We start from the raw sequence: 23,416 nt of genomic DNA, 5'->3' as shown, positions 1-23,416 counted from the left end.
AAAGCGGGATCTTACTTTCTGTACACAGTCCCCCGGGGCCGGTCAGGCGCGTTTGTTTCCGACCTTTTCTCCGGCTACCGGTCACGGCGAAACGGGGAGGCGATAGCCGGCCGCCGGCTCCCGCCGGGCGCGCCCGGCGCCATAGCGATCCCCACCGCCGGGCGGGCGGTCGCGCGGGGGCGCTCCGGGGTGGACGGCCGGGGAATCCGGGGTGACAGGACATTGACGGCGGAGTCAAGGGCGGGTAGGTTCGCTGCTAATTAAAAGGAAAGCTTCCTAACAGTTTCGTTGTGATGACGAGGTGGGGAGGTTGCCGCCATGCCGCGGTCTCCGCCGGTCCTCCGCCAGTTCGCCCCGTACCGCCGCCCTCAGTGAATGCCGGGCGAAGCCGCCCGCGCGGCCGCCCGCCGGGTTCCCGGCCCCCCGTGCCGCGTGCCTCCCGCCGGGTTTCCGGCCGGGTGCCGCGCGCCGCCCGCCGTACATACGTCCTCATCGACCCCCCAATTCGCATCCGCCCGATGGACGTGGAGCACAAATGAGATACAAGTTCGCCAAGGTCCTGCTCGCGACGGGGGCAATGCTCCTGCCGCTCGGGACGGCGGTCGCGTTCGGGCCGAGCGCCTCCGCCACGGTCGCGGTCGCGAGCCGCGCCGCCATGGCCGCCGCGTGGGCCCCGAACACGGCCTACACCGTGGGCACCGTGGTCAGCTACAACGGCGTCGACTACCGGTGCGTCCAGAGCCACACGTCGCTGGTCGGCTGGGAGCCGCCGAACGTGCCGGCTCTGTGGACGCCGGTCACCGGCGGAGGCGGCGACACCACGGCGCCCAGCGCGCCCGCCGGTCTGCGGTCCACGGCGACCACCTCCTCCAGCGTCTCCCTCGCCTGGAACGCCTCCACCGACAACGTCGGCGTCACCGGCTACAACGTCTACCGCGGCTCGACGCTGGTCACCACCGTCACCGGCACGAGCTACACCGACACAGGTCTGTCGGCCGGCACGGCCTACGCCTACACCGTCAAGGCGCGCGACGCCGCGGGCAACGTGTCAAGCGCGAGCAACACGCTCAACGTCACCACGGCGACCGGCGGCGGCGACACCACCCCGCCGAGCACGCCCGGCAGCCTGCGGTCCACCGGCACCACCTCCTCCAGCGTCTCCCTCGCCTGGAACGCCTCCACCGACAACGTCGGCGTCACCGGCTACAACGTGTACCGCGGCGGCACGCTGGTCACCACCGCGACCGGGACGAGCTACACCGACTCCGGTCTTTCGGCCTCCACGGCCTACACCTACACCGTCAAGGCACGCGACGCCGCGGGCAACCTGTCGGCCGCGAGCAACCAGGTCAGCGCCACCACCCAGCCCGGCGGGGGCGGCGGCGGGAACAAACTGCTCGGCTACTTCGCCGAGTGGGGCGTCTACCAGCGCAACTACCACGTCAAGAACATCGAGACCAGCGGGTCGGCCGCCAAGCTCACCCACATCAACTACGCCTTCGGCAACGTCACCAACGGCCAGTGCGCCATCGGCGACTCCTACGCCGACTACGACCGCGCCTACACCGCCGCCGAGAGCGTCGACGGGGTGGCCGACACCTGGGACGCGGGCGCGCTGCGCGGCAGCTTCAACCAGCTCCGCAAGCTCAAGGCCAAGCATCCCGGCCTGAAGGTGCTGTGGTCCTTCGGCGGCTGGACCTGGTCGGGCGGGTTCGGGCAGGCGGCGGCCAACCCGGCCGCGTTCGCCAACTCCTGCTACAACCTGGTCGAGGACCCGCGCTGGGCCGACGTGTTCGACGGCATCGACATCGACTGGGAGTACCCGAACGCGTGCGGCCTGAGCTGTGACGGCAGCGGCGCGGCGGCGTTCAGGAACCTGATGTCGGCGCTGCGCTCCCGCTTCGGGTCCAGCTACCTGGTCACCGCCGCGATCACGGCCGACGGCACCTCCGGCGGCAAGATCGACGCGGCCGACTACGGCGGCGCCTCGCAGTACATCGACTGGTACAACGTCATGACCTACGACTACTTCGGGGCCTTCGCGGCCAACGGCCCGACCGCCCCGCACTCGCCGCTGACCTCCTACAGCGGCATCCCGACCCCCGGCTTCTACTCCGACGCGGCCATCCAGAAGCTCAAGAGCAAGGGCGTCCCGGCGAGCAAGCTGCTGCTCGGCATCGGCTTCTACGGCCGGGGCTGGACCGGGGTCACGCAGAGCGCCCCCGGCGGCAGCGCCTCCGGCGCGGCGCCCGCCACCTACGAGGCCGGCATCGAGGACTACAAGGTGCTCAAGACCCGGTGCCCGGCGACCGGCACCGTGGCCGGCACCGCCTACGCGTTCTGCGGCAACCAGTGGTGGAGCTACGACACCCCCAGCACGATCTCGGGGAAGATGAGCTACTCCAAGAACCAGGGTCTCGGCGGCTCCTTCTTCTGGGAGCTCAGCGGGGACACGACCAGCGGCGAGCTGATCACGGCGATGCGGAACGGGCTGGGCTGAGCCCGGCATCAGGTCGCGAGAACAAGGACGGGAACAAGACGAGAACGAGGACAAGGGCGAGGACGAGACGACCGGCGCGCCGTCACCTGGGAACAGGTGGCGGCGCGCCGCCGTGTGTGGTCAGGCGGATGCCGTGCCGACCAGGCGTGGGAGCTCGGCCAGGCGCACCTCGCGGTAGGCGGCCGCGAGGAGCAGGCGCTCCAGTCCGCGCAGGTAGCCTTCCATCGCCTCCGGCGGGAGATAGGCGGTGTCGGCGGTGAGCGAGATCCCGAGGCCGGCGGGCTCGTCGGTCACGTGCAGGCAGAACCTGCAGTTCAGCTGGTCCAGCTTGACCGGCCAGGTCACCCTCGTCTCGTCGAGGGAGGCCCGGACGGCCGCCTCGTCGTGCTCGGCGGCGACGATCCGCGGCGGCTCCACCAGCCGCTGGTCGTTGAAGCAGCAGTAGGGATGAACGGTCTCGCCACGCTCGGCGCTCACGGCGTCGACCACCCGGCGGAGCTCCAGCGGGTCGAACCTCGTGTGCTTGTAGGCGCGCAGGGACGACGCCCACGCCGAGCGCAGCAGGCTCTCGAAGGTCTCGTCGGTGAGGTCGAGGACGAACAGGCCGTCCTGTGCGAGCGGCGTGACCACCTCACGGTCGCGCACGTGGAAGCGGTTGTTCACCACGGGGAGCATGGCGCAGGTGCGATGTCCCGTCACCTCCCCCACCATCGCGGCGGCGCCGGCGAGGAGCACCGTCGTCTGGCTCACCCGGTACCGGCCGGAGATCACCTGCACGGCGGTGCCCATGGCCGGGGACGTCATCGCCGCCCGCCAGAACCGGGGCCGCCGGGGCGGGCCGGCCGGGGCGCCGAACATCGAGGGCGCGATGCGGCGGTACTCCCGCTCCCAGAAGGCCAGCGCCGAGGAGGAGACGCGCAGGCCGGCGGGCGACGACTGCTCGCGGGCCAGATCCAGCGGCTGACGCGGCGGCGGCCCGGGGAGGGCGCCCCGGCGCAGCAGCAGCCGCAGGTCGCGCACGGCGACGTCAGCGCCGTGCCCGTCCGCGGCCAGATGGCAGAACACGATCACGACGGACCGGACGTCGCCGTCGCACGTCACCAGGCCGATGCGCACGGGCCACTCGGCGTGGTAGTCGAAGACGGGCGCGGCCAGACGCTCCAGCATGTCCTCCGCCGTGCGCCTGAGGTCCGCGGCCGGACACTCCACGACCTCGACCTCCAGGACCCCCGAGCGCTCCACCGCCTGGTGGACGTCGCCGTCGGCCTCGCGCAGCCGAGTGCGGAGGGACTCGTGCCGGGCGACCAGCGCCGCGAGCGCCTCCAGCACCACCCGCTGCGGGTGCGGTGCGATCGTGACGACGCGGCCGAAGTTGAAGTAGTGGTCGCTCGGCATGGTCCGGCACATCGCCAGCCATATCGACCGCTGCCCCCAGGCGAGCGGCGCCGTCTCGGACCGCTCCCCGCGGAACTCCAGCCGCGTCCTCATCGGCCGCTCACCGGTGGGCGGCCGATGAGGACACAGCGTCGAGGATGTGGGCCACCAAAGAGTCCAGGCCGTCGAGGAAGCTCACGTCGCGGCCCAGCTCGACCTCCACCCCGAACTCTTCCTCGATCGCGTCGATCAGGCGCAGGGTGGTCAGCGACGTCACCCCGGCCGCGGTGAACGAGACGCCCGGCCGCAGCACCTCCTCGGCGGCGATCTCGCCGTCCGAGGCCGTCACCACCATGTCGGCGACGCGCCTGCGCACCGTCGCGGTGTCCAGGGCCGCCGGCGTGTCATCGAAGTCGGTCATGTCATCTCCTGTCCGGACGATCTGATCGCGTGTACCACGCCGTCGATGGTAGGGGTGTCGAAGAAGACGTCCAGGTCGACGTCCACCCCGAGGTGCTTGCGGATGCGGCTCGCGATCTGGGTGACGGTCAGCGAGTGGCCACCGAGCTCGAAGAGGTCCTCGTCGGGCTGGATGCCGTCGAACCGCAGCACCTCCTCCCAGATGCGGGTGACCTCGGCCACCAAGGGATCGGTCCCGACCGGCGGCGGGGACTGCGGGGCGGTACGCGACGGCGGGTCGGGCAGGGCGGCACGGTCGAGCTTGCGCGCCGGAGTCAGCGGCAGGCGCTCCAGCTCGACGAAGACGCCCGGCACCATGACGCCCGGCAGCACCCGTGCCAGGTGCTCGCGCAACCGGGCGCTCATCTCCGGGCCCGACGCCGTGTCCGGGTCCGACGCCGTCTCCGGGTCCGAGGGAGCCGGCGGGACCGACGCGTCTGACAGAGCCGACGGAGCCGACGGAGCCGACTGGTCTGACGGAGTCGACGTGTCCGACGCGGTCGACGCGTCCGACGCGTTGGACGGGGCCGACGGGGCCGTCTTCGGGACGACGTAGGCGACCAGGCGCTGCTCGTCCTCCCGCAGGACCACGGCGGCCTCGGCGACGAGCGGGTGCTCCAGCAGCCTGGCCTCGATCTCGCCCAGCTCGACGCGGTGACCGCGGATCTTGACCTGCGAATCCGCCCTGCCCAGGAAATCGATCAGCCCGTCCGGCCGTCTCCTGCCGAGGTCGCCCGTGCGGTACAGCCGCGCTTCCGGCGGGCCGTGAGGGTCCTGCGGGAAGCGTGCGGCCGTCAGCTCGGGACGGTCCCGGTACCCGCGGGCGACCCCGTCCCCGCCGATGCAGATCTCGCCCGGGACCCCGACGGGAACCTGCGCCAGGCGCTCGTCCAGCAGGCGGATCGTGGTGTTGGCGAGCGGGCCGCCGATGGTGACCTCGGCCGGCGCCTGCGGGATCTCCGCGATGGACGACCACACCGTGGTCTCCGTCGGGCCGTAGACGTTGACCAGACGGCCCACCCGGTCGCGCAGCTCCCGTGCCAGCGGCAACGGCAGCGGCTCGCCCCCGCTCAGCGCGACCAGGCCCGGCGCGTCGAACCCCGCGTCCAGCAGCAGCCGCCAGCTCGACGGCGTCGCCTGCGCGTGGGTGACGGACTCGGCCTCGATCAGCCGTCGCAGCGCGGCGCCGTCCCTGGTGCTCGCCTCGGGCACGACGACGACCCGGCTCCCGGTGATCAGCGGGAGCAGCAGTTCCAGCGCCGAGATGTCGAACGCCAGGGTGGTCAGCCCGAGCCACACGTCTCCGTCACCTGCTCCGAGCTCGTCGCGCATGGCGAGCAGGAGGTTGGTCAGCGAGCGGTGTTCCACCTCGACGCCCTTGGGCCGGCCGGTGGATCCGGAGGTGTAGATGACGTACGCGAGGTCGCCGGAGGCCGGGGACGCCAGGTTCACGGGGCCGGCCGCGCCGGGCCAGGAGGCCAGTTCTCCGAGCTCCAGCACCGGCACCGGCATGGGCGCCCCGGTGTCACCGAGCGGCTGGGGAGGATCGCCGGCCGAGGTCTCGGACGGGTCCGATGTGATCGACGTGTACCGCCCGTTCGGCGTGTCATGTCCGTTCGGCGTGTTCGACGTGTACCGCCCGTTCGGCGCGTTCTCCCCGTTCGGCGTGTTCGGGGTGTCATGCTCGTTCGGCGGGCCGATGACGCCGGACAGATCCGGGGCGCCGGTGACGCAGGGCGGGCCGCCGAGCCGCTCCGGGGCCAGGACCAGGGAGACCCGCGCGTCCCTCAGGACGAAGGCGAGCCGCTCGGCGGGGTAGGCCGGATCCAGCGGCAGATAGGCGGCGCCCGCCTTCAGGACGGCCAGCACGCCGGCGACCATCTCCGGCGATCGCTCCAGGTGGAGGGCGACGACCTCGCCCGGGCCCATACCGCGTTCCCGCAGCGCTCCCGCCAGCCGTCCGGCCGCCTCGTCCAGCTCGGCGTAGGTCACCTCACGGTCGCCGGACACGACCGCCACGGCGTCCGGGGCCGCCCGGGCGCGCCGCTCGAACAGCTCGGTCACGGTGAGGCCGGGGAAGGTCCTGCGGGTGGCGTTCCACCCCTCCAAGTCCTCCCGTTCCTGCGGGGTCAGCACCGGAAGGTCGCCCACGCGCAGGTCGGGCCGGTCCGCGAGGCTCTCGATCACGGTGCGCAGATGCCCGGCCAGCGCCTGGACCGTGCGCGGGGCGACGGCGTCCGGGCTGAACTGCAGGCCGAGGGTGAGCCCGGCGGAGGAGCCGACCGCCTGGATGTGCAGGGTGTTGCGGGCCGCCCCGCTGAACACCGTCCATTCGACGGCGACGTCGAGCCCGGGAAAGACCGGGTCGGGGTCGCGTTCGCGGTAGCTGAGGGAGACGGGCGCGAGCGCGGCGCGCGGCGCGATGCCGCCGACGGCCTGGGTGAGCGGCACGCGGCGGAACCGGTACACCTGCCGCAGTTCATCGCGGACGGCGCCGGCGAAGTCGGCGAAGGTCATGTCGAGCGCGGGACGGGTCACGACCGGCAGTTCGTTGACGAACAGGCCGACCAGGTCGCGGGTGCCGGCCGTCCGGGTGGACATGTCGACCGCGACGACGACCTGCTCGTTGCCGTAGCGGCGCAGCAGGGCGTGCAGGGCGGCGAGCAGGAACTCGAAGTCGGTCACGCCGAGCGCCGTGGCGGCGCGGGCGATGTCGCCGAGCACGACCTCGATCGTCTCGCCGGGTTCGGCCGCCCGCACGGCCCGGGCGGGGCCGGGGAGGATGGGCTCGCGGGGGTCGCTCCACCGGGACCGCCAGAACGCGGCGGCCTCGTCCCGGCTCGCGGCGACCTCCTCGCGCTCCTCCTCCACATACCGGGCGTAGGAGCCGGTGAGGACGGGCAGGCCGGCCGGGGCGCCGGTGACGCGCTCCCGATAACAGGCGGCGAGGTCCCGTACCAGGACGTCCTTGGACATCCCATCGAAGACCAGGTGGTGCGCGGTGAAGACGAGCACGTGGCGCACCGGGCTCAGCGTGAGGACGGCGAAGTCCGCCAGCGGGCCCCGGTCCAGGTCGAAGGCCCGCTCGACGTGCGCCCGCACGGCGGCGTCCGGGTCCCCTCCGGCCTCGGCGGAGAGGTCATGGAGGTCGACGGACGGCGGGACGTCCGCGGGGACCAGGCGGACCTCGCCGTCCCGTTCGACCGGAACGGTCGCGAGCACCGGGTGCCGGGCGAGGACCGCCTGGCACGCCCCGCGCATCGCCTCGACGTCCAGGCCGCCTCCGAACGTGACGACCAGCGGCATGCGGTAAACGTCCCCGGCCGCGCCGGTCCGCTCGGTGATCCAGATGCCGTGCTGGGCGAACGAGGCGGGCGGATGGGTGTCAACAGGAGTGCGCGGCATGGTCGCCTTCCGGGGTAGCGAGGAGCGTCCGCAGTTCGCGTTTGAGTACCTTTCCCGCGGCGTTCTTGGGCAGGGAGGGGAGGACCAGCCATCGGGCCGGCAGTTCGTGTCCAGCGAGCCGATCGGCGAGGAAGGCCCGCAACTCGGCGGTGGACACCCCGGCCCCCTGGACCACCCCCGCCGCCTGGACCATCGCGGAGTCCCGGACATCTCCGGCGCCCGATTCGCCCGTCAGGTCCGCAGTGGCCGCGGCATCCGAGGCGGGCTCGGAGTCCTGGACGGTCGCGGAATCCTGGACGGTCGCGGGGGTCGAGGCCGGCTCGGCGCGGGGGACGACGGCGGCCGCGACGGCGGAGCCCATGACGGGGTGCGGCACGCCGAACACGGCCGCCTCGGCGACGGCCGGATGCTCGTGGAGCGCCGCCTCGATGCGCAGGGTCGAGATCTTGAACGCGCCCGACTTGATGATGTCGCTCTCGCGGTCGAGCAGGTACAGATAGCCGTCCTGGTCGAGATGGCCGATGTCGCCCATGCGCACCCACCCGTCGCGGAACACCCTCCCGGCGGCGTCGCCGTCCCGGTCGTAGCTGCGTGGATCGGTCGGCGAGCGCAGCCAGACCTCACCGGGCGTCCCCGGCGGGACGGGGCCCTCGCCGTCGGAGATCATGAGGGTCCCGCCGGACGCGGGACGGCCCACCGAGTCCGGCCGCGCGGGGTCGAAGACCATGGTCGTCTGGGCCGGGGCGGCCTCGGTGGAGGTGTAGTAATTCACGATGGTCGCCCGGGGAAAGGCCGTCGTGAGCGCCGTGGCGACGGAGGGTGCCAGGGCCGCCGCGGTGGACCCGAGCAGCAGCACGCTCGACATGTCGTACTTATCTGTCACGCCGGAGTTGAGCAGCTCGATCGCCATGGAGGGGACGAGGAAGACGGTCCCGACCCGGTAGGTCTCGATGAGCCGGGCGAACCGGGCGGCCGTGAAACGCGGCAGGGTCAACGCGCCCGGACGGGCGTCCAGCGCGTTGATCAGCATCGTCTGCCCCGCGTTCGTGCCGATCGGAAAGGCGTGCAGGAAGTACCGGGAGTGGGCGAGCGGGCGGCGGCGCGGGTCGCGCGAGCAGCCGAAGGTCAGGTTGGCGTGACTCGCCACGACCGCTTTCGGCTCCCCCGTCGTGCCGGAGGTGTAGAGGATCTGCGCGGCGTCCCCTGGCCGGACCGACACCCCGTCCAGGCCGTGGGCATCGGCGCGGCCGTCCCCACCAGAGTCGCCGTCCGCACTGGAGGCGCCGTCCGCGCCGGGGCTGAGGTCGGAAAGGGTCACCGTCCACAGGTCCGCCTGTGGCGGAGTCCGTCCCGCGCCGTGGACGACGGCCGCCGCCGAGCTGTGCGCGAGCAGCCGGTGCAGCTCGCCGGGCGGCAGGGCGGCCGCCAGCGGCACCGCGACACCCCCTGCCTTCTGCGCGGCGCAGTAGGCGATGGCGTAGTCGATCCACTCGTTCTCGCCGAAGACGAGGCCGACCCGGTCTCCGTGCCGCAGCCCGCGGCGGAGCAGGCCCAGCGCCGCCTCGTCCGAGCGGCGGTCCCACTCCGCGAAGGTGAGCGACCCGACGTCGTGGACGGTCAGCGCGACGCCCGCGGGTTCGGCCGCGGCGCGGGCGGCCAGCAGCCCCGGCACGGTCGAGACGACGGGGAGGACAGGCGCGGTCCTCGCACGCCCGGCGCGCCCAGCACGCTTGGCGGGCGTCGGCGTCGGAGGCGCGTGCGTGGCGGGGTCTCCCGGCTCTGCCGGCGTGGGAGGTTCGGCGGGTCGGTGCCGGCCGTGGACCGGACCTAGGGCGTCCGAGTCCGGTCGCAGAACGCCGGAATCCGGTCGCGGAGCCGCGGAATCCGGTCGCGGGGCGTCCGAATCCGGTTGTGCGGCACGCACAATGCACCTCCGAGTAATGCGCGCGTGCGAAATTGCGGCGTCACCCGGGCCGGCGCGGACCTCAATCGGAGAACGACCGTCTTCCCCTGTGGTGGAGCATGTGATTCATGAACTCCGAGCGCCCGGCCCCTGATGAAGCAGGCGTTCACTCCCCGTTTCGCCGCCTTTTCGGCTGGCGGACAGCCCCCCTTGGGAGCGCTCCCATATTGCGCTGTGGCCGCAGCCGTGTCAAGGGTCCGCGAGCGCGCAGTCCTTGGTTCCAGGGGTTGACGAGGCGATACGACCACGGTCACGGACGTCGGGCGGCGGACGCGAACGACCGACCGGGACGGCAACCGACGACCGGCGACGGCGACGGAGCGCACTGGGCCGGCGACCGTTCGAGAAGATCGGGCGAGTATTGACAATTCCCATTTCGCGTTCATAGCGTACGGCTCATTGTTCGATACCGCGTAAGTGCGTTTTCTCGCGCACAATGCCTCCGAGGCGACATATCCGCTGCACCGCGGGCCGCCTCCCACCGATGAGGAAACCGGACCGCTGAAAGACGAGCTCACCGTGGCCTCACCATCGAAGCCCGCCGACTCCGGCGAGGGCGCCTCTCTGTCATCGCGGCACCGGTCCCTGCTCGCGCGCCGGCTCGCCTACCGGCCGCCGCTCACCGAGGAACCGTCCCAGCCCGGCGACGACCCCGCCCGGCCCGCGACCGACGACGGCCGGTCCGCGCCGTACGACGGCCCGCGGGTGGTGGACGACGGTCCGCGGGTGGTGGACGACGGTCGGCGGGTGGTGGACGAGGCGCCGTTGTCCGCGGGGCAGGAACGGCTGTGGTTCCTCCAGCGGTTCGACCCCGCCGACGCGTCCTTCAACATCTTCGTCACCGAGCGCCTGCGCGGTGCCCTCGACATCGATGCCCTCGGCCGGGCCCTGGACGAGATCGTCTCCCGCCACGGGACCCTCCGCACCCGCTTCCGCGGCGAGGAGCGCCCCGTCCAGCAGGTTCTGGCGCCGGCGCCGGTTCCCGTCGAGCACCTGGACCTGTCGGCGCTCCCCGGCGACGACCGGGAGGGGCGGGCGCTCGACCTGGTGGCCGAGCGGACCAACCGGCCGTTCGACCTCGCCCAGGCGCCGCCGCTGCGGGTCTCGCTGCTTCGCCTGTCCGCCGAGGAACACGTGCTGTGCCTCGTCGTGCACCACATCGTCGCCGACGGCTGGTCGCTGAACGTGCTGTACCGCGAGCTGTCCACGCTGTACGCGGCGTTCCGCCGGGGTGAGCCCTCGCCGCTGCCGCCGCTGCCCCGGCAGTACGCCGAGTATGTGCGCGCCGTCCAGGACGACGACGGGGCGGGCGACCTGGCGTACTGGAAGGAGCGGCTGGCCGGCGTTCCGCCCCTGGAACCGCCCGCCGACCGGCCCCGGCCGGCCGAGCGGACCACCTGCGGCGCCGTCCATGTGACGCGCGTCCCCCTGGAGGTCGCCGAGGCCGTCGAGCAGGTCGCCCGCAAGCATCGGTGCACGCCGTTCATGACGCTGCTCGCGGCCTACCAGGTGCTGCTGTCCCGCCACACCGGGCAGACCGGCTTCGCCGTCGGCTCCTCGGTGGCCGGGCGCGGCGAAACCGACCTGGAGCCCGCCATCGGGTTCTTCTCCAGCACCCTGGTCCTGCGCGCCGACCTCGACGGAGACCCGCCCTTCTCCGACCTGCTCCGCCGGGTGCGCAAGGACACGCTCGGCGCCCTCACCCACCAGGCCGTGCCGTTCGAGCGGCTGCTGCTGGAACTGCGGGTCCCGCGCGACCTCGGCCGCACCCCGCTGTTCCAGACGATGTTCATCCAGCAGAACCAGGCCGACGCCGATCATGGACGGCTCAGCCTGCCCGATCTGCGGGTCGAGTCCTTCCCCCCGGGCTTCCGGTACACCAAGACGGACCTGTCGCTGGACCTCACCCGTGACGCCGATGGGCTGTTCCTCGCCTTCACCTACAACACCGACCTGTTCGACGCCGCGACCATCGCCGGGCTGGCCCGCCGCTACAAGACGGTGCTGAGGTCGGTCGCGGCGGATCCGGCCGAGCGGGTGTCGCGGCTCGCGGTCATGCCCGCCGATGAGTATGAGCGGGTCCTGCGGACCTGGAACGCCACGGCCACCCCGGTGCCCGGCGCCACCGTGCCCGAACTGTTCGCCGCCCGGGCCCGCGACACCCCGCGCGCCGTCGCGGTGAGCGACGCCACGCGGGCCCTGACCTACGCCGCGCTGGCCTCCCGTTCCGACCGGCTCGCCGAGCGCCTGCGCGCCGCCGGGGCGGCCCGGGGATCGCTCGTCGGCGTGCACCTGGACCGGTCGGCCGAGATGGTCGTCGCCCTGCTCGCCGTGATGAAGGCGGGCGCCGCCTACGTCCCGCTGGACCCGGCCTTCCCTCCGGCCCGCGTGGCCTACGTGCTGGCCGACTGCGGGGCGACGGTGGTGGTCACCGGCGAGGAGCTCGAGGAGCGGCTGCCCCACGGCGGGTTCACCTCCGTCCTGGTCCGGGCGGGTGGCGACGACGAACGGGCCGACGACGGCGGGCGCGGCGGCCGGGTGGACGCGGGCCATGACGTCCCCGGTCCCGACGACCTGGCCTATGTCATGTACACCTCCGGGTCGACGGGGTCGCCCAAGGGGGTCGCGGTTCCCCACCGCGCGCTGACGAACTTCCTGTGGGGGATGCGCTCGCTGCTGGACGCGCGTCCGGGCCAGGTGTGGAGCGCGGCGACGTCGATGGCGTTCGACATCTCGGCGCTGGAGCTCTACCTGCCGCTGGTCACCGGCGGCCGGGTGGCGGTGGTCGAGGGAGCCGCCGGCATCGGCGGCCTGACGGGCGAGGGCCCGCCCGGCGCCTCTCCCGCGCGTCCCGCACGGGTGACGCACGTCCAGGCGACGCCGTCGGGCTGGCGCCTGGTGCTCGCGGGCGGCGACTTCGACGGCGCGGCGGTGACCGCCCTCACCGGAGGCGAAGCGCTGCCGGGCCCGCTGGCCGAGGAGCTGCGATCGAAGGTCGCGCGGCTGGTCAACGTGTACGGCCCGACCGAGACGACGATCTGGTCGACCGCCTGGGAGGTGCCGCCGTCCCCCGGCGAGGTCGGCATCGGGCGGCCCATCGCCAACACCACCGTGTACGTCGTCGACGCGGCCATGAACCTCGTGCCGCCCGGCGTGCCCGGCGAGCTGCTGATCGGCGGGGCGGGGCTCGCCCACGGATACCTCGGCAGGCCGTCGCTGACGGCGGAGCGCTTCGTGCCCGACCCGTTCGGGCCCCCCGGCGCCAGGCTCTACCGCACCGGAGACCGGGTGCGGTGGCGCGCGGACGGGACGCTGGTGTTCCTCGGCAGGTTCGACGACCAGATGAAGGTGCGCGGGCACCGGGTCGAGCCGGCGGAGGTCGAGGCCTGCCTGCTGCGCCACCCGCGGATCGGGCAGGCCGCGGTCACCGTGCGCGACGACACGCTCGTGGCCTACCTCGTCGCCGCCCCGGCCGGCCCCGACGACGCACATCCCGAGGACGCCGGGGCCGAGCAGCCGCGAGCCGGAGAGCCACAGGCCGAGGAGGCGCGGCGCGAGCAGGTGCCGCGCGAGGAGGTGCGGGGCGAGGAGGTACGGGAGCACTGCGCGCGGACGCTGCCGGCGGGCATGGTGCCGAACCTGGTGGTGTGGCTGGACGCGCTGCCGCTGACCCCCAACGGCAAGGTCGACCGGTCGGCGCTGCCCGAGGCCCGTCCGGCGGCGGCGCGGACGCCCGAACGCGCGCTCGGGGACGATCCGGTCAGCCGGGCGGTCCACGACATCTGGTGCGACGTGCTGCGCCTGGACGGCGCGGGCCCGGACGAGAACCTGTTCGACCTGGGCGGCCACTCGCTGACGATCACCCGCCTGGCGGCACGCGTCCGCCGGCGGCTCGACGTGGACCTGCCGTTGCGGGTCTTCTACGACACACCGACGATCGCCGGCGTGGTGGCGGCGATCAGCTCCCGGGGGACCTAGATGACCGACGCGCGGCGAGCGGCTCCGCTCACCTTCGGGCAGGAGCGGCTGTGGTTCCTTAACCGCCTGGACCCCGGCGACGCCTCCTACAACATGTTCCTCGCCCTGCGCCTGCGCGGCCCGCTGGACGTCGCCTCGCTGTCCAGGGCCTTCGACGAGCTGGCGCGCAGGCACGAGCCCCTGAGGACCCGCTTCCCCGTGACGGAGACGGGGCCCGTCCAGAGCGTCCACCCGCCGTCGCCGGTCCTTGAGACGGTCGAGGCGGGACCGGGGGAAGGACGTCTGGCCGCGCTCGTGGCCGAGCGGACGAACGCGCCCTTCGACCTGACCGTGGACGCGCCCCTGCGGGCCGGTCTGCTTCGCGTCTCCCCCGACGACCACGTGCTGAGTGTGGTCCTGCACCACATCGCCGGGGACGGCTGGTCTCTCGACGTGCTGATGTCCGAGCTGGCCCTGCTCTACAACGCGTTCGTGCGAGGGGAGCCCGCAGCGCTGCCGCCGTTGCCGCTCACCTACGCCGACCACGCTCGCGCGGAGCGGAACGCCGGAATGTCGCCGGACCTTCTGACGTACTGGCGTGACCGGCTGGCGGACGCGCCCGTCCTCGCGCTGCCCCTGGACCGGCCCCGTCCGGACTCGCGCTCGTCCGCCGGGGGCTTCGTCGTCCGCCGCGCCGCGCCCGGCCTGCTCGACCGGCTGGCCGCGCTGGCGCGCGAGGAGCGGTGCACGCTGTTCATGGTGCTGCTCGCCGCCTACCAGGTGCTGCTGTGCCGGCACAGCGGGCAGTCCGGCGTGTGCGTGGGCTCGCCCGTCGCCGGGCGCGACCGGGTCGAGCTGGAGCCTCTGGTGGGCTACTTCAGCGACACGCTCGTGCTGCGCGGCGACCTTTCCGGCGATCCCACGTTCCGCGAGGTGCTGGCGCGGACCCGTGAGAGCGTGCTGGCCGCCTACGAGCACCGTCCGGTGCCCCTGGAACAGCTCGCGGCGGGCGCGCGGAACGGCCGGGAGCCCGGCATGACGCTGTTCCAGACGCTGTTCACGTTGCAGAGCGCCGGTGACCCGGTCGCCGCCGCCGGCGCGCTCACCGGCGTCGAGGTGGAGGCGGTGGACCCGGGGTTCCGGCAGGCGAAGTTCGACCTCCTGCTCGACCAGCTCGGCGACGTCTCGGTGTTCGGTCACAACGCCCAGGTGCTGGACACCGAGACCGTGGAACTGCTCGCCGACCGCTGGATGGTGCTGCTGGAGCGGATCGCCGACGCCCCGGGGGAGCCGGTCATGCGGCTGCCGCTGCTGGCTCCCGGAGAGCGGGAACGGCTGCTCGCCTGGTCCGACGGCGGCCCCGCCGAACGGTGCCGCGACGACGACCCGGCAGCGCCCTGGTCCGACGACGGCTCTGCGGGACCGGGTGCCGACGACCACGTCCAGGGACCGGACGTCCACGTCGACCATGGGGAACCAGGTGCCGGCGTCCACCAGGGGGAACCAGGTGCCGACGACCGCTTCCAGGGACCGGACGCTCACATCCCCCATGGGGAGCCGGCTGACCACGACGGTTCCGGGGGACCGCCTGAGACCGGTGGCGCGGTGGAAGCCTCCGAAGGCGTGCTCGCGGCCGTGGCCCGGGCCGCCCGCCTGTGGCCGCGGGCGGCGGCCCTCGTGTGCGGCGCGACCGTGGTCTCCTACGGCGAACTGGTGGGCCGGGCGAACGCGCTGGCGGCGCGACTGCGCGAGGCCGGCGTGCGGCCCGGAGACCTCGTCGGGGTGAACATGCCCCGTTCCGTGGACGCGATCATCGCGCTCGTGGCCGTGTGGACGGCCGGGGCGGCGTACGTGCCGCTGGACCCGGCCTACCCGGGAGAGCGGCTTGAGCTGATGGCGTCCGGCGCGGGAGTGCGCCATGTGGTCACCCCGGACGGAGTGACCCGGCGCGAGGCTCCCGAGTCCCCGCACCGGCAGGGCGTTCCCGATGGACACGCCGCCTCGAACCCCGGCGGACACGCCACTCCGGCCGGGCACAACGCTCCCGACGGACACGGCGCTCGTAACGGACGCAGCGCTCTCGATGGGCACGGCGCTCGTGACGGACATGGCGCTCCGGTGGACGCCGGCACGGCCTACGTGCTTTACACCTCCGGGTCGACCGGGGTTCCGAAGGGAGTGGCCGTCGGGCATCGCGCGCTGGACGTCCGGGTCGGGTGGATGACCAGGGCGTACGGGCTCGGCCCCGGCGACCGGGTGGTGCAGTTCTCCTCGCTCGGCTTCGACACCCACGCGGAGGAGGTGTGGCCGGCGCTCGCGACCGGTGCGACTCTCGTCCTGCTGCCCGACGGCCCCGAGTCGCTGCCCGACGTGCTGGCGCGCGACCCGGAGATCAGCGTGCTGGACCTGCCCACGTCGTACTGGCACCGGCTCGTCGAGGTGCTGGAGGAGATCCGCTGGCCGTCGCGGCTGCGGCTGGTGATCCTCGGCGGCGAGCAGGTGGCGGCGCCCGCCGTCGGCGCGTGGCTGTCGCGGTTCGGGGACGCCGTCCGGCTGGTCAACACCTACGGGCCGACCGAGGCGACGATCATCGCGACCTGGGCCGAACTGCGGGACGGCGACCACCGCCCGCCGATCGGGCGGCCCCTCAGCGGCACCCGGGTCCACGTCCTGGCCGACGATCTCTCCCTGGTCCCCACAGGGGTGCCCGGGGAGCTGTGCGTCGGTGGCGACGGCCTGGCCGACGGGTACCTCGGGCTCCCAGAGCTCACGACGGCCCGGTTCGTCCCCGATCCGTACGGGCCTCCGGGCGCCCGGCTGTACCGCACCGGTGACCGGGCGCGGTGGCGGCGCGACGGGACCCTTGAGTTCCTCGGCCGCCTGGACGACCAGGTGAAGGTCCGCGGGCACCGGGTGGAGCCGGGCGAGGTCGAGGCGCGGCTGCTCCTGCACCCGGGCGTCTCGCAGGCGGCGGTGGTCGCCAGGGACGACACCCTGGTCGCCTACGTCGTCGGCTCCGCCGCGCCCGACGAGGTGCGCGCCCACGCGGCGCGGGCCCTGCCCGGCCACCTGGTGCCGGGCGTGGTCGTCCCGCTGGACCGGCTGCCGCTGACGCCGGGCGGGAAGGTCGACGCGCGGGCGCTGCCCGCGCCGCGCTTCCAGCGGGACCCGGCCGTCGCGTTCGTCCCGCCTCGGACCGACGCGGAGCATCTCGTCACCGCCATCTGGGCGGAGGTCCTCGGCCTGGGCGAGGTCGGCGCGGGGGACGACTTCTTCGCCATCGGCGGCCACTCGCTGCACGCCGTCCGGGTGATGTCGAGGATCCGGTCGATCGCCGAGCTCGACGTCCCGATCAAGGAGCTGTTCGCGCACCCCACGGCCGCCGCGCTGGCGGCCGTGCTCGAGGAGCTCCTGATCGCGGAGATCAGCGGGCTGAGCGACGAGGAGACCGAGCGGCTGCTGTCCGCCGCCCAGGACGCTCCGGCGGAGCCCCGGCCATGACGTGCCGACCCGACGTGCCGACCCTGACATGCCGACCTTGACACCCCGTCCGGCGACACCCCGTCCGGCGATACTCCGTCCGGCGACATCCCGTCCGGCATCTCCGGGCGCACCCGCGAAGCGAAGGGAGGGCGGGGCCGGCTCCCCCTCGGCGCGAGCCGGGGACCGCGCCCCGGACATCCGATGGCCGAGCCAGTGACAGGAGTCCAGAGAGGGCAGAGTCCCCCCGGCGTTTCGGAAGGGACCGCGGTTCAGCCGGGCGGGACGCCCCCCGCCACGCTCAGCGCGGCCAAGCAGGCGCTGCTCGCCCAGCGGTTGCGGCGGCGTCCGGGGTCGCAGGCCCGTGACCTCATCCCGGCCCGGCCCGCCGGTGCCGCCCCTCCGCTCTCGTACGCGCAGGAGCGGCTGTGGTTCATGGACCAGCTCGTGCCGGAGGCCGCCGCCTACACGATCGTCCTCACGCTGCGGCTGGGCGGCGCGGTCGACGCCGAGGCGCTCTCGACGGCGGTCGGCCAGGTCGCCGACCGGCACGAGGCGCTGAGGACCCGCTTCCCCGCCGGGGACGACGGCCGGCCGGCCGCCGTGGTCGAGGAGTCCGCCGGCGTGCGGCTCGCCCGTGCCGAGGCCGGTTCCGAGCAGGAGGCCCGGCTGATGGTCCAGGAGCTGGCCGCCCGGCCGTTCGACCTGGCCACCGGCCCCCTGTTACGGGCCCTGCTGATCCGGCTGGACGCCGATGACCACGTCTTGGCGCTGGCCGTGCACCACATCGCCTGCGACGGCTGGTCCTGCGACCTGCTGACCTCGGAGATCCTCGCCCGCTACGCGGCCCGCGCCCACGGCGACCCCACCCCCGCCCAGCCCGCCCCCACCGGACCCGCGGCCGCCGGACCCGAAGTGGTGCGTGCTCCTCCCGCCGAGCACTCCCCCATCGGGTTCTCCCCCGTGGAACCCGCTCCCGTCGAGCGTCCGTCGCTCGACTACGGCGACTTCGCGGTGTGGCAGCGGCGGAGCCAGGCCGGGGACGGCGACCTGGCCTACTGGCGGGAGCGGCTGGCCGGGCTCCCGCCCCTCGATCTGGTCACCGACCATCCCCGCCCGCACCGGCAGACCTTCACCGGGGCGTCGCACGGTTTCCGGCTCGCCGCCGAGGAGGCGCAGGCGCTGCGCGACCTGGCCTCCCGCCACGGCGCGACACTGCACATGGTGGTGCTGTCGGCCTGGCAGGCGCTGCTCGGGCGGTACGCCGGGCAGGACGACTTCGCGGTGGGCTCGCCGGTGGCCGGGAGGTCCAGGCCCGAACTGGAGGGCATGGTGGGCTGCTTCGTCAACATGCTGACCATGCGGGCGGACCTGTCGGGCGATCCGGCGTTCACCGCGTTGCTGGCGCGCACCAGGGATTCCGCCCTGGACGCCTACGCCCACCAGGACCTGCCGTTCGAGCGGCTGGTGCAGGAGCTGAACCTGCCGCGCGACGTGTCACGGCCGCCGCTGTTCCAGACCATCTTCGCCATGCAGAACTACGGCGGCCAGGCACGTCCGGCCGGCGGACCGACCGGCGGACCGATCGAGGGGCCGGCCGGCGGACCGATCGAGGGGCCAGCCGTCGCGCCCTTCCCTGTGGAGGCGATCTCGACCCGGTACGACCTGGAGCTGTACGCGGGCGAGGACACCGGCGGCCTCGGCCTGCTGCTGACCTACAACACCGGCCTGTTCGCGCCGGACACCGTCGCCAGGATGGCGGCGCATCTGACCATGTTCCTGCGTGCGGTGGCCGTCCGCCCCGGCGCGCGCCTGTCGGAGATCGGCGTCCTCGGCGAGGACGAGCGCGCCCAGGTGACCCTCGGCTTCAACGCCACCGACGCTCCCTTCCCCGCCGGCGCGACCCTGCACGGGCTGGTCGAGGAGCAGATCGCCCGGACGCCGGACCGCATCGCCGTCACCTTCGAGGGCGCCTCGCTGACCTACGCCGAACTCGGCGCGTGGGCCGATCGGATCGCCCGGCGGCTGCGCTCGCTCGGGGCGGGGCCGGGGACGCCGGTGGCGGTGTGCGCCGAACGCTCCCTCGAACTGGTCGCGGGGCTGCTCGGCGTGCTGAAGTCGGGCGCCGCCTACGTCCCGCTGGACCCGGACTACCCGGCCGACCGGCTGGCGTTCATGCTCGCCGACTCGGGCGCCCAGATCGTCCTCACCCAGCGGCGCCTTCGCGGGACGCTCCCCGAGGCGCCGAGCGGCGCCCGCGCGCTGCCGCTCGACGACCCCGCGGAATGGCCTCCCGGCGACCACACCGAACCCGCGCCCGCCGGCGACGTCACCGGAACACCCCGTGCGGACCCCGGGGACCCCGGGGATGTGGCGTACATGATCTACACCTCGGGTTCCACCGGGCGCCCGAAGGGAGTGCCCAACGCGCACCGGGGCATCGTCAACCGGCTCGACTGGATGCGGAAGCGCTTCGCGCTCGGCGAGGGCGACACCGTCCTGCAGAAGACGCCCGCGAGCTTCGATGTGTCGGTGTGGGAGTTCTTCTGGCCGCTGCTCGCCGGGGCGCGTCTGGTGCTGGCACGGCCGGGCGGCCACAAGGACGCCGCCTACCTGGCGGAGCTGATCCGCGCGGAGCGCGTCACCACTCTGCACTTCGTCCCCTCGATGCTCGCCGTGTTCCTCGCCGAGGACGGCGCGCGGGCCTGCACGTCGCTGCGGACGATCATCTGCAGCGGCGAGGAGCTCCCGCCGGACCTGGCGCTCAGGTGCCGGGCGGCGCTGCCCGCCGAGCTGCACAATCTCTACGGTCCCACCGAGGCCGCCGTCGACGTGTCGGCGTGGGCCTGCGAGCCGGCGGCGCTGGGCGGCCTGGCCCGCGTCCCGATCGGCGCGCCGATCCAGAACATCCGCCTGTACGTGCTGGACGCCGGGATGGAGCCGGTGCCGGTCGGGGTGCCCGGTGAGCTGCACATCGGCGGTGTGGGGGTGGCGCTCGGCTACCACGACCGGCCGTCGTTGACGGCGGAGCGCTTCGTCCCCGACCCGTTCGGGTCACCGGGCGCGCGGCTCTACCGGACGGGCGACCTGGCCCGCTGGCGCCCGGACGGGACGATCGACTTCCTCGGCCGGTTGGACGCCCAGGTCAAGGTGCGCGGCCTGCGCATCGAGCCCGGCGAGATCGAGGCGGTGCTGCGCGAGCAGCCGGGGGTGAGCGACGCCGCCGTCGTCGTGCGCGAGGACCGGCCCGGCGACAAGCGCATCGTCGCCTACCTGGTCGGCGAGGCCGAGACGGCGCCGCTGCGCGCCGCGCTCAAGCTCCGCGTGCCCGACTACATGGTGCCCTCGGCGCTGGTGCGGCTGGAGGCGCTGCCGCTGTCGCCGAACGGCAAGCTCGACCGCAGGGCGCTGCCGGCCCCGGCGCTCCTGCGGGAGGAGTCCACGGCGTTCGCGCCGCCCGAGACCGGCACCCAGGAGTCGATCGCGGCCGTCTGGCGCGCCGTGCTCGGCGTCGAGCGCATCGGCGTCGACGACGACTTCTTCGACCTCGGCGGTCATTCGCTGCTGGCCACCCAGGTGATCGCCGGGATGCGCGCGGCGCACGGCGCGGGGGTCTCGGTGATGGACCTGTTCCAGAACCCGACGGTGCGCGAGCTGGCCGCGCTGGTGGACACCCCGGCCGCGGAGCGCGGCCCGCGCGGGCTGCTGTACGAGCTGACGCGGCCCGTCCCGGCCGAGCGGCGCGTGCTGTCGCACGTGTGCGTCCCCTACGGCGGGGGGAGCGCGGTGGTCTACCAGCCCTTGGCCGACGCGCTGCCGGAGGGGCACCGGCTGTTCTCGGTCGCCATCCCCGGTCACGATCTCGGCGTCGAGGAGGAGCGGCTGCCCTTCGAGGACCTGGCCTCGGCCTGCGTGGCCGAGATCCTCGCGAAGGTCGACGGGCCGCTCGCGCTCTACGGTCACTGCGGCGTCGGGTCGGCGCTGACCGTGGAGGTCGCGCGGCGGCTGGAGGCCGCGGGACGCGAGCTGGAGGTCGTCCACATCGGTGCGATGTTCCCCTTCGCCCGGCCGGACAACCGCGTGATGGAGGCCCTGTCGAAGATCGCCCGGATGGAGTTCCTGCGCTCGGACCAGGAGTACACCAACTGGCTCATCTCCTGGGGCCTGGAGCTCGGCGACCTGGACCCGCGGCAGGTCAGGCACATCATCCGCAACATGCGCGCGGACTCGGAGGAGGCCGAGGCGCACTACACGCGCCTGCTCGCCGAGGGCGTCGACCGGCTGCGCGCGCCCATCGTCACCATCGCGGGCGAGCGCGACCCGAGCACCGAGTACTACCAGGAACGTTTCCGCGAGTGGCATTTCGTCGCCGACACCTCGGCGGTCGTGGTGCTGGCCGAGGCCGGGCACTTCTTCCTGAAATACCGGGCGCAGGAGCTGGCCGACATCGTCACCGGCGTCCACCGGACCCTGGACGCCGCGCGGCCCTCGGGGCGAGAGCCGCGCGGGCCCGGCGAGGCCGGGGAGGCCGGCTGGTGGCTGCACGACGTCTCGCGCTCCGCACGGCCGGTGACGGCGAGCGGCCCGCGGCCGAGCATGAAGCGCTTCGTCACCGTGGCCGCGAGCCAGATGGTGTCGATGACCGGCTCGGCGCTCACCGAGTTCGCCATCCCCATCTGGGTCTACCTGCAGACCGGCTCGCTGGTGCGTTTCGCGCTGTTCGCGGTGCTCGGCCTGGTGCCGGGCATGCTCGTCGCCCCCCTTGCCGGCGCGATCGTCGACCGGTCGGACCGGCGGCGGGTCATGCTGGCGGGCGACATCGCGGCCGGCGGCGTCCAGACGCTGCTCGGCGTCCTGCTGTGGACCGGCAACCTCGCGACCTGGCACATCTACGTGCTGATCGTGGCCCTGTCGGTCGCGCTGCAGTTCCAGCGACTGGCGTACGGGTCCTCCATCCCGCAGCTGGTGCCCAAGCACTATCTCGGCCATGCCAACGGGGTCGCGCAGATGGCCAACGGCGTGACGCAGTTGGTCGTCCCGCTGGTCGCGGTGGGGCTGATGGCCTCGATCGGCCTCGGCGGCATCGTGGTCATCGACATCGCCGGCTACGCCTTCGCCGTCGTCGTCCTGCTGTTCACCCGGTTCCCCGCGAGCATGGCCTGGCAGCGCAAGGAACCCGTCCTGGCGGAGATCGCCAACGGGTTCCGGTACAGCTGGGGCACCCCTTCGATCAGGGCCATGCTGTTGTTCTTCGCCGCGCTCAACATCTTCCTGTCCCCGCTGTTCCTGCTGATCTCGCCGCTGGTGCTGTCGTTCGGCACGCTGACCGACGCGGGCAATATCGCGTTCGTCTCCGGGGCCGGCGTGCTGGCCGGCGGGTTCGCCATGACCGTCTGGGGCGGCCCCCGGCGGCGGCGCCTTGCCGGCATGATGGCGTGCACGCTCGCGCTCGCGGCGTTCTGCCTGGTCACCGGCCTGCGGCCGGACCTGCTGACCATCGCCGCCGGGGCGTTCGGCATGGCCCTGTCGCTGACCGTCGTCAACGGCATCTACGCCACGATCGTGCAGGTCAAGGTGCCACAGCGGTTCCACGGGCGGGTGTTCGCGCTCAACACCCTCATCGCCTGGTCCACGCTGCCGATCGGGTTCGGGCTGGTCGCGCCGTACGGGAGCCAGGTGTTCGACCCGCTGCTCGCCCCCGGCGGGCCGCTCGCGGGGAGCGTGGGCGCCGTGATCGGGGTGGGCGAGGGCCGCGGCGTCGGACTGATGTACATCGTCTTCGCCCTCGCCATGGCCGCTCTGGTCGCCGGGGCGTCGCGGGTGAGGACCCTGGCCCGGTTCGACGCCGAGGTCCCCGACGCCGCGCCCGACGACCTGGTGGGCTACGAGGCGCTGCGCCGGCGCGGCGCGGGCGCTACCAGTCCTGCGACAGACCCGACATCCGACGCAGATACTCCTCCTCGTCGATCTCGCCCGCCGCGTAGCGCCGCTTGAGGATCTCCTTGGGGTGGTCGGCGGCGGGGATCTGCCGCGCGCGGTCGGCCACGTAGGTGCGGGCCAGCATCAGCACACAGCTGACGATGATGATCAGTCCGACGAGCAGTAGAAGGGTTTTCACGCCGACCTCCGGTTCCTGCGGCTTGCCCGAACCGCGGGCTCGCCGCGGCGCTGCGCACGGCGCCGGGCCGGGGGGACGCCGCGGTGCCCGGGTGCCGCGCTCCAAGTCTCGCAGGTCCGGGGGCCTGCGGTAACGTCCCGCAGGCCGACCGGTCTCGGGC

General features: G+C 73.5%; 9 protein-coding genes. 4 read left to right on the top strand and 5 right to left on the bottom strand.

The features are described 5' to 3' along the window. The first annotated feature begins 535 nt into the window (after positions 1 to 535). The gene (locus tag ACFQSB_RS20425; RefSeq protein WP_380828405.1) at positions 536 to 2,500 is read left to right on the top strand and encodes a glycosyl hydrolase family 18 protein; all 1,965 of its coding nucleotides are present in this window, start codon (positions 536 to 538) and stop codon (positions 2,498 to 2,500) included. A 120-nt stretch (positions 2,501 to 2,620) separates the two neighbouring features. On the opposite strand, the gene ACFQSB_RS20420 is transcribed toward ACFQSB_RS20425, so the two are convergent. From ACFQSB_RS20420 to ACFQSB_RS20405, 4 genes are read right to left on the bottom strand one after another with little or no spacing between them, the layout of a single operon-like run. Further along, positions 2,621 to 3,988, bottom strand: coding sequence for a condensation domain-containing protein (locus tag ACFQSB_RS20420; RefSeq protein WP_380828403.1), 1,368 nt, complete (start codon positions 3,986 to 3,988; stop codon positions 2,621 to 2,623). A 7-nt stretch (positions 3,989 to 3,995) separates the two neighbouring features. Beyond that, positions 3,996 to 4,295, bottom strand: coding sequence for an acyl carrier protein (locus ACFQSB_RS20415; RefSeq protein WP_380828401.1), 300 nt, complete (start codon positions 4,293 to 4,295; stop codon positions 3,996 to 3,998). After that, on the bottom strand, positions 4,292 to 7,738 hold the full coding sequence (locus ACFQSB_RS20410; protein WP_380828399.1) for a non-ribosomal peptide synthetase: 3,447 nt from the start codon (positions 7,736 to 7,738) through the stop codon (positions 4,292 to 4,294). The genes ACFQSB_RS20415 and ACFQSB_RS20410 overlap by 4 nt, the downstream gene beginning before the upstream one ends. After that, positions 7,719 to 9,410: a class I adenylate-forming enzyme family protein gene (locus tag ACFQSB_RS20405; RefSeq protein WP_380828398.1), complete on the bottom strand. Its 1,692-nt coding sequence runs from the start codon at positions 9,408 to 9,410 to the stop codon at positions 7,719 to 7,721. Before ACFQSB_RS20405 ends, ACFQSB_RS20410 begins: the two co-directional genes overlap by 20 nt. Positions 9,411 to 10,220: 810 nt before the next feature. Here ACFQSB_RS20405 and ACFQSB_RS20400 point away from each other — a divergent pair. From ACFQSB_RS20400 to ACFQSB_RS20390, 3 genes are all read left to right on the top strand, one after another. Continuing rightward, a complete protein-coding gene (locus ACFQSB_RS20400; RefSeq protein ID WP_380828397.1) occupies positions 10,221 to 13,679 on the top strand; it encodes an amino acid adenylation domain-containing protein in 3,459 nt (1,152 codons plus the stop codon). Then, entirely contained in the window at positions 13,680 to 17,159 is a 3,480-nt protein-coding gene (locus ACFQSB_RS20395) for an amino acid adenylation domain-containing protein (protein WP_380828396.1), read from the top strand. It begins immediately after the preceding gene. 183 nt (positions 17,160 to 17,342) lie between these two features. Next, positions 17,343 to 23,132, top strand: coding sequence for a non-ribosomal peptide synthetase/MFS transporter (locus ACFQSB_RS20390; RefSeq protein WP_380828395.1), 5,790 nt, complete (start codon positions 17,343 to 17,345; stop codon positions 23,130 to 23,132). Here the strand turns inward: ACFQSB_RS20390 and ACFQSB_RS20385 are convergent. Beyond that, positions 23,053 to 23,256 (bottom strand): SHOCT domain-containing protein, encoded by a 204-nt coding sequence (locus ACFQSB_RS20385; protein WP_354840957.1) that lies wholly within the window; start codon positions 23,254 to 23,256, stop codon positions 23,053 to 23,055. The genes ACFQSB_RS20390 and ACFQSB_RS20385 overlap by 80 nt on opposite strands. Between the last annotated feature and the right edge of the window lie 160 nt (positions 23,257 to 23,416).

The sequence above is a fragment of the Sphaerisporangium rhizosphaerae genome (assembly GCF_042665155.1).
Classification (GTDB): Bacteria; Actinomycetota; Actinomycetes; order Streptosporangiales; family Streptosporangiaceae; genus Sphaerisporangium; species Sphaerisporangium rhizosphaerae.
This window is presented reverse-complemented; position numbering and strand designations above follow the sequence as displayed.

What these genes read in the sequence shown, in the direction of transcription:
- ACFQSB_RS20425 (WP_380828405.1), top strand. Translation starts at nt 536, where the DNA reads ATGAGATACAAGTTCGCCAAGGTCCTGCTCGCGACGGGGGCAATGCTC.
- ACFQSB_RS20420 (WP_380828403.1), bottom strand. Translation starts at nt 3,988, where the DNA reads ATGAGGACGCGGCTGGAGTTCCGCGGGGAGCGGTCCGAGACGGCGCCG.
- ACFQSB_RS20415 (WP_380828401.1), bottom strand. Translation starts at nt 4,295, where the DNA reads ATGACCGACTTCGATGACACGCCGGCGGCCCTGGACACCGCGACGGTG.
- ACFQSB_RS20410 (WP_380828399.1), bottom strand. Translation starts at nt 7,738, where the DNA reads ATGCCGCGCACTCCTGTTGACACCCATCCGCCCGCCTCGTTCGCCCAG.
- ACFQSB_RS20395 (WP_380828396.1), top strand. Translation starts at nt 13,680, where the DNA reads ATGACCGACGCGCGGCGAGCGGCTCCGCTCACCTTCGGGCAGGAGCGG.
- ACFQSB_RS20390 (WP_380828395.1), top strand. Translation starts at nt 17,343, where the DNA reads ATGGCCGAGCCAGTGACAGGAGTCCAGAGAGGGCAGAGTCCCCCCGGC.